The sequence below is a fragment of the Fulvivirga lutimaris genome (assembly GCF_009711525.1).
GTDB lineage: Bacteria > Bacteroidota > Bacteroidia > Cytophagales > Cyclobacteriaceae > Fulvivirga > Fulvivirga lutimaris.
On the sequence record NZ_SMLV01000140.1, the window covers coordinates 1 to 2,841 of the forward strand.

A 2,841-nucleotide genomic window follows, 5' to 3' on the forward strand; every position below is an offset into this window, starting at 1 on the left:
CGGAATACAAAGTTGCTGATAAAAAATCTATTGTGAATAAGCTTCAATTGATTGAGCAAAATCTATCTCTAAGTTTACAACAAGATGAGACGCTAGATCAAAATGTTAACCTGTTGGCAAAAAGTATCAATGCTGCTTTTTTAGAAAAAAAGGATCCCTTAGGCCAAACTTCTATTTCAACTTACAGTTCATCAATATTTAAGGATAAAAATACTAGCTACTTAGCAACGTATATTAATGATGAAAAAGTTAGAAATGCGTATTGCCAGAAATCGAGCCTTTCTTTAGGTGAGTTGCTTAGACTTTATCATATTCCTACTCGGCAATTACATTGGCAAAAGGATTGTTCCGGATTTCATCAATTTCTTGAATATTATAATAAACATGACAGCAAATGGAAAATTATTGATCCATATTACGGGATCAGATATATTGACCACGCTGGCAATTATCTTAATTTTGAGGAAATTGAAAGGTTAGTAAGAATGAATTCCTTTTCCAGTAACAATATTAAAAAGATAGGCACTGGGCGTTTGTATTATAGCGAAAGTGAAATACTGGAAGGTTGGTTAAATTCTAGTCTAGCAGTTCACGTATTAAATAAATGATGAATTCTAAATTTAAATGTTAATTGTAATATAAACTAAGTTGTTTTTAACGTAGCGTCTAATACAATCCAAAAAATGAAGCAGGTAGTTCAAAGTTTTAAAACAGGAGAAATGGAAGTGAAAGAGGTGCCTCTACCTCAGCTTCAATCAAAATATATATTAGTAGAGAATGCAACTTCACTAATTAGTGCCGGAACCGAAAGAGGTACTGTAAAAGTTGCCAAAGCAGGTTTAATTCAAAAAGCCAGACAGCGTCCTGATCTTGTTAAGCAAGTCATTCAAAACATGAAAAAAGAGGGTTTAAGAGCGACCTTTGATAAAGTAAGGTCTAAGCTTGACTCACCCAAAGCACTTGGTTACAGTACTGCAGGTATCGTCAAGGCTTCCTTGGACTCTAATAATATTTTCAAACCAGGAGACAGAGTAACCTGTGCAGGACAAGACCTAGCTTCTCATGCTGAAGTAGTTGCTATTCCTCAAAATTTAGTTGCCAAAATACCGGATAACGTTACTTTTGAAGAAGCAGCGTTTACTACAGTTGGAGCCATTGCCCTACAAGGTGTAAGGCAATCTGAGCCCAAACTTGGCGAGAATATCTGTGTCATTGGGCTAGGCTTGATTGGGCAAATCACTTGTCAACTTTTGAGAGCATCAGGAGCGAATGTCTTTGGAATTGACCTAAGCGATAAGCTGGTAGAATTAGCCTCAAAACACTCTACAGATGTAGCTATAAACAGAAAAAATTCTAATTTATTGGAGAATTGTATGGTGTTCACAAATGGTCATGGCTTTGATAAAATAGTCATAACAGCAGCAACTCCGTCTAATGATCCTATTGAATTATCTGCTGAAATTGCACGTAAAAAAGGATCAGTAATAATGGTAGGCGCAGTTGGTATGAACATTCCAAGAGACCCACATTTTTATAGGAAGGAGTTGGATTTAAAAATGTCATGTTCCTATGGCCCTGGTCGTTATGACACCTCCTATGAAGAGCTCGGTAACGATTATCCTATTGCCTATGTTAGATGGACCGAACAGCGAAACATGGAGGCATTCTTGAATGCTATATCAAAAAAACAGGTCAATTTAAAACCGCTTATAACGCATCAGTTTACTATTGATAATGCATTAGCAGCTTATGAAATGGTTATTAACCCTGAAGCGGAATTTAACCTTGGTGTATTATTAGAATACCCGGAAAGAGCCGAGAAATTTGATGTGCCTAGGGAGCAAAAAAAGAATAATTCAAATCCTAAAAAACCTAATGTTAGTTTTATTGGGGCAGGTAGCTTTGCTCAAAGCTATCTAATACCAAACATTAAGCCAGCTGGCGGTACACTACAAGCTGTCACTACAGGTCGGGGAATAAATGCTGAACACGTTGCGTCTAAATTTGGTTTTATTAAGTTTGAATCTGATCCTGACTCAATTTTTAAAGACGAAAATGCCAATACTATATTTATTGCAACCAGGCATAATACACATGCTAGTTACGTAATAGATGCATTAAGTAAGGGGAAAAATGTATTTGTAGAAAAACCTTTAGCTCTTAACACTGATGAGCTTGATAGAGTAAGTGAAGTTTATTCCAAATCTGACAATCTTTTAATGGTAGGGTTTAATAGAAGATTTTCAGGAGCTGCTCAAGAAGTAAACAAGCTTTTTAGTTCTTTTGATGGACCATTGGCATTCAATTTTAGAGTAAATGCAGGAGCTCTACCACCAGATCACTGGGCAATTAATGATGAGATTGGAGGAGGAAGAATTATAGGCGAAGTCTGTCATTTTATTGACTTGATGCAATATTTTTCTAAATCATTGGTTAAATCTGTTTATGCACAAAGTTTACCAGGCACCAGCGATGTTAATACAAATGCTGACAACGTAATTATTACTCTTGCATTTAAAAATGGTTCTGTCGGCAACATCACCTATTTGGCCAATGGAGATAAAGCTTTACCTAAAGAACACTTAGAAGTTTTTGGTGGTGGTAACTCTGCTGTAATTCATGATTTTAATGGTGTTTCAATATATAAAAATGGCTCCCTAAAAAAAGTCAAAACTTCTGGAAAAGGGCATAAAGAAGAGGTGGACTCTTTTTTAAAGGCTATTTCAGATGGAACAGATGCTCCTATTTCATTTGACTCAATCTACTCTACAACACTTTCAACTTTTAAAGTTATAGACTCCATGGCAACAGGCTTGCCTCAACATTTATGAAATTAAGCAG

Annotated in this window: 2 protein-coding genes; both read left to right on the forward strand. The window is 35.8% G+C overall.

Features of this window, described 5'->3' with window-relative positions; translation table 11 throughout:
* Positions 1-608 (forward strand): hypothetical protein (locus E1140_RS21265; protein ID WP_185153347.1); only part of this gene is annotated, 608 nt, incomplete at its 5' end.
* 75 nt (positions 609-683) lie between these two features.
* Positions 684-2,831, forward strand: a complete 2,148-nt coding sequence (locus E1140_RS00835) for a bi-domain-containing oxidoreductase (protein ID WP_155178058.1) — start codon at positions 684-686, stop codon at positions 2,829-2,831.
* The last annotated feature ends 10 nt before the right edge of the window (positions 2,832-2,841 follow it).

What these genes read in the sequence shown, in the direction of transcription:
- E1140_RS00835 (WP_155178058.1), top strand. Translation starts at nt 684, where the DNA reads ATGAAGCAGGTAGTTCAAAGTTTTAAAACAGGAGAAATGGAAGTGAAA.